At 69.5% G+C, this 4,680-nt stretch carries 3 protein-coding genes; all 3 read right to left on the reverse strand.

Going from position 1 to position 4,680, the window contains the following annotated elements; translation table 11 throughout:
• Positions 1–1,285, reverse strand: a 1,285-nt coding sequence (locus DM816_RS40300; protein WP_246002694.1) for an NADH-quinone oxidoreductase subunit N, incomplete at its 3' end; no start/stop codon positions are given.
• 8 nt (positions 1,286–1,293) lie between these two features.
• On the reverse strand, positions 1,294–2,751 hold the full coding sequence (locus DM816_RS40305) for a complex I subunit 4 family protein (RefSeq protein ID WP_117215720.1): 1,458 nt from the start codon (positions 2,749–2,751) through the stop codon (positions 1,294–1,296).
• Positions 2,745–4,508 carry an NADH-quinone oxidoreductase subunit 5 family protein gene (locus tag DM816_RS40310; protein ID WP_117215721.1) on the reverse strand — a complete coding sequence of 588 codons (1,764 nt, stop codon included), beginning with the start codon at positions 4,506–4,508 and terminating at the stop codon, positions 2,745–2,747. Before DM816_RS40310 ends, DM816_RS40305 begins: the two co-directional genes overlap by 7 nt.
• Between the last annotated feature and the right edge of the window lie 172 nt (positions 4,509–4,680).

Below are 4,680 nucleotides of genomic sequence, written 5' to 3' on the forward strand. Positions count from 1 at the left end.
TGGGCGGGGTGGTGGGGGCGGTGCGGTAAAGGGCGGAAAGTGGGCGCCAGTACACGGCGAGGCCCACGACGGACATGAGCGCGACCACGCCGGCCAGCCACCAAAGGTCGACATCGAGCAGGGCTTTGAGCACCGTGAACTTGGCGAACAGCCCGGCCAGGGCGGGCGGCAGCCCGGCGAGCCCGATGAGCGCGAGCGCAAACATGGCCGAGCGCCAAGGTGCGGCCCGGCCCAGGCCACGCAGGTCGTCGAGCACCCCACCGTCGTTTGTGGAGCGCAGGGCGGCGACCCCGCTGAACGCACCGAACTCGAGCGCGAGGAAGAACATGGTGTAGGCCAGGGCAGCCGACAGCAGCTCGGGCGCGGTCGAGATGGCCAGGCCGCCGAGCGGGGCGAGGATGAACCCGGCCTGCGCCACGGACGACCATGCCAGCAGCCGCACGGTCCGCTGCTGACGCAGCGCGACCAGCGTGCCGATCACGAGCGACAGCGTCGCGAGCACGGCCAGTGTGACGCCCGCCGTGGCGGCGAGCCCGCCGTCGACCGCCGCCGCGGCAACGAGCAGTATCGCGACCACCCCGCCCAGCTTGGACGCGGTCGAAAGGTAGGCCGCGATGGGGACGGGCGCACCGTCGTAGGTGGACGGTGCCCACGCGTGCATCGGCACGGCCGCCACCTTGAACGCCAGCCCGGTGAGCAGCAGCACGAGCCCCGCCACGGCCAGCGGCCGCCCACCCGCGATCATTGAGGACTCCCGCATGACAGCCGGCAGTTCGACCGTGCCCGCGTAAAGGTTGAGCAGAGCCGCGCCGAGCAGGCTGACCGCCGTGGCCACGACGCTCGTGGTGAAGAACGTGACCGCGGCCGGCGCACCGTGCCCGGCCCGTCGCCGGTGCAGCGCCACCAACGCATACAGCGGGAGGGTCAGCGTCTCCAGCGCCACGATCAGCGTGATCAGGTCACGCACGCCGCCCAGCACCACGCCGCCGGTCATCGCGCACGCCAACAGGAACCCGGTCTCACCCGCGGGCGCGTCGCCGTCCCGCAGCGCGGGCAGATAAAGCACCAGCGCCAGCACGGTCAGCACAGCGATCAGCACGGCCACGACTCGCGCGAGGTTGTCGTATTCCCAAAGCAGGAGCTCAAATCGTCCACTGGGGACGATCGCCGCGCACACAGCCGTCGCCACCGCACCACCCAGCGCGGTGAACGCGGGCGCGCCCCAGCGCGGGACGACGACGTCGATCACCAGCACGGCCACCGCCGTGCCCGCAGCGAATATCAAAGGCCAGATCATCGCCCGAGCGCTCCCGAGATCAGGGCCGCACCGGCGGCGAGGTCAACCACGAGCACTGGCACCACTCCCAGCACGAACGCGAGCAAAATCAGCGGAGCCCACGCGACCGCCTCGGGCCAGCGCACCTCGCCGGCCGCCGCCAGCGCGGGCGCGACCGGGCCGTGACTCACCCGGCGCAGCATCCGCAAAAGATAGGCCGCGGTCAGAGCCGCGCCCACCGCGGCGACGATCGCCAGCACCGTCCACAGCAGACCGCCCCGCTGGTAGGCCGCGACCACAGCGAACGCCTCACCCCAGAACCCCGCCAGCCCCGGCAGCCCGAGGCTGCCCAGCGCCGCGACCCCCAGTATCCCGGCCAGCCACGGCGCCCGCTCTCGCAGCCCGCCGAGCTCGGCCAGCTGCCCGGTGTGCGCGCGATCCTTGATCGCACCGGCCACGAAGAACAGCAGCCCGGTGAGCACGCCGTGCGCGATGTTGCCGATGAGCGCGGCCTGCAGCCCAACCGCCGACCCGGTCGCGATGCCCAGGAGCACGAACCCCATATGCCCCACGGACGAATACGCGATCAGCCGTTTCAGCTCCGTCTGCACCAGGCACACCAGCGACCCCACGACGATGGCCGCCACCGCGAGCACGCCGAGCACCGGCGCCGCTTTGGCGAACCCCTCCGGCGTGACCCCGATGCCCACCCGGATCAGCCCGTAGGTGCCCATCTTCAGCAGCACACCGGCCAGGATCACGCTGCCGACGGTCGGGGCCTCGGTATGCGCGTCGGGCAGCCACGTGTGCAGCGGCCACAGTGGACTCTTGATGGCGAACGCGAGCGCGAACAGCGCGAACACCCAAAGCTGCGTGGTGGCCGGCAGCGTCGGCGATTCGGTCAGCTTCACCATGTCGGCCGTGTCCGCCTGCACGACCACGACCACGACGCCGACCAGCAGAAGAACCGAGCCCGCGAGCGTGTAGAGCGCGAATTTGAGCGCCGCCCGCCGCCTGCCCTCGCCACCCCACACGGCGATCACCGCCGCCATGGGCAGCAGCACGACCTCGAATGCGATGAAGAACAGCACGAGATCCTGCGCCAGGAACGTGCCGAGGATGCCCGCCTCAATCACGAGCAGCAGCGCGCCAAGCACGTTGCCCCGTCCAGGCGCGGGCGTGTGCCACACCGAATAGGCACAGCACAGCACCGTCAGCAGCGCGGTAAGCACGACCAACGGATAGGAGATGCCATCGACCCCGAGATGCAGGCGCAAGTGGAACGCCGGAACCCACGGGATGTCGAGCTCGTGCCACATGCCTGCCGGCCTGTCGAACCCGAGCGGCACCACAGCGACAAGCGTGAGCACCGATGCCACGACGGAAACGATGCGCCCCGGCGCATCCGGCACCACGAGCGCGATCACCGCCCCGACCAAAGGCAGGGCGAGTGTCCAAAGCAGAAGGTCTACCATAGCGCGACCGTCACCCCCGCAACCGCCAACAGGAACGCTCCGGCAAGGACGCCCGCGAACGCGCGCGGGAGGGCAGCGCGATGCCATCGCGCGAGCCCCGCCCCCGCCGACTCGGTGAGGCGTCCGATGCCCATGACTATGCCATCCACCCCCGACACATCCATCGCTCTCACTGCTCTAGCGACCCCGACCACGGGTCTGACCACCACCCACCGCTGGACGGTATTGAGCCCGAAGCCGTCGCCGACCCAGCCGCGCCCCGCCATGGGATCACGCCTGCGGCACATCAGCCAGCCGAGCCCGATGCCCGCCGCCGCAAGCACCAGCGGCAGCACCGCCTTGCCGTCCAGATGCGCCAGGTCATCGCCCGCCAGATAAACCCCGAGACCGAGCCCTGCGGCCGGAATCGCAAGCAGCACAAGCGGTCCGGTCATCGCGAGGTCGGGCTCATGCCCGTGCACGCGCCGCTCTCCCAGGAAGGTGAGCACCAGCAGCCTGGTCGAATACCATGCGGTCACCGCAATGCCGGCCAGTGCCGCGTACAAGAGAAAAGGTCTTTGAGAAAGTGCAGCGACGATCGCCTCCTTGCTCCAAAAACCAGCCATAGGGGGTACGCCGACGAGCGCGGCCAATCCGACGGCCATGGTGACGAACGTCAATGGCATGTCCCGCCGCAGGCCACCCATGCGCGACATGAGATTGCTCCCGACCGCGTGGATCACCGAACCCGCGCAGAGGAACAGCAGCGCCTTGAACGCCGCATGGGTCAGCAGATGGAACATGGCCGCATCGACCGCGCGCACCGCCAGCGCCGCCATCATGTACCCGAGCTGCGACACGGTTGACCACGCGAGCACCCGCTTGATGTCGTCGGAGCCGGTCGCCGCGAGCGCGCCGAGCAGCAGCGTGATCCCGGCCATGATGGCAAGCACGTTCAGCGCGACCGGACTCGCGTCGTAAAGCGGGAACAGCCGCGCCACCACGTAAACCCCGGCCGCGACCATCGTGGCCGCGTGGATGAGCGCCGAGATCGGCGTCGGGCCGGCCATCGCATCGGGCAACCACGTGTGCAGCGGGAACTGCGCACTCTTCCCCGCCACGCCCGCCAGCAAAAGCAGAGCCGCCACCGTGATCGTCGTGGAGTCCAATGTGGGTACCGCGTCGAGCACCTCACTGATCCGGAAGCTGCCCACCTTCGCGCCCAGCCAGATCACGCCGAGCAGAAAGCCCACATCGCCCACGCGCGTCACGAGGAACGCCTTCACGGCCGCGGCAGGCGCCTCGGGCAGGCTCCGATCGTGGGCGATGAGCAGGTACGAGCAGGCGCCCATCACCTCCCACCCGATCAGCAGCATGATCAGGTCGCCGGAGAACACGACCGTGAGCATGGCCGCGGTGAAGATGCTGACCTGCGCCGCATACGGCCCGTATCGATCGTCGCCGCGCAAGTACGAGATCGAGTACACCTGCACGCAGAACGCGACCACCGCCACCGCGAGCGCCATGAAAAGTGCCCGTCGATCGACGAGCACACTGGCCATGATCTCGAATTCGCCAAACTCGACCCAGATGAAACTGCCCTCCCGCGGCCCATCAAAGCCGATCAGCAGCACGGTCACGAGGGCGAGCGCGAGCCCCGCGCCCAACACCCCGAACGCGGCCCCGGCAGGCCGGTTGCGCTGCGGCAGCACCAGGCCCGCGAGCCCAAGCAGCAGCGGAGCGCCGATGAGAGCGACGGTGAGTCCCACGGTCGTCATGACCGCCATCCTGCCGTGTTCGCGGCTGTATCTCCAGCAGCGGCTATGCCCGGCTCGCTTCGCGCCCGGCCACAACCGCGCAACAAGCACGGCTTCGCCTGAACAGAGTCAAAACCGGATCTCCAGCAGCGGCTATGCCCGGCTCGCTTCGCGCCCGGCCACAACCGCGCAA

The sequence above is a fragment of the Allorhizocola rhizosphaerae genome, assembly GCF_003426775.1.
GTDB classification, from domain to species: Bacteria; Actinomycetota; Actinomycetes; order Mycobacteriales; family Micromonosporaceae; genus Allorhizocola; species Allorhizocola rhizosphaerae.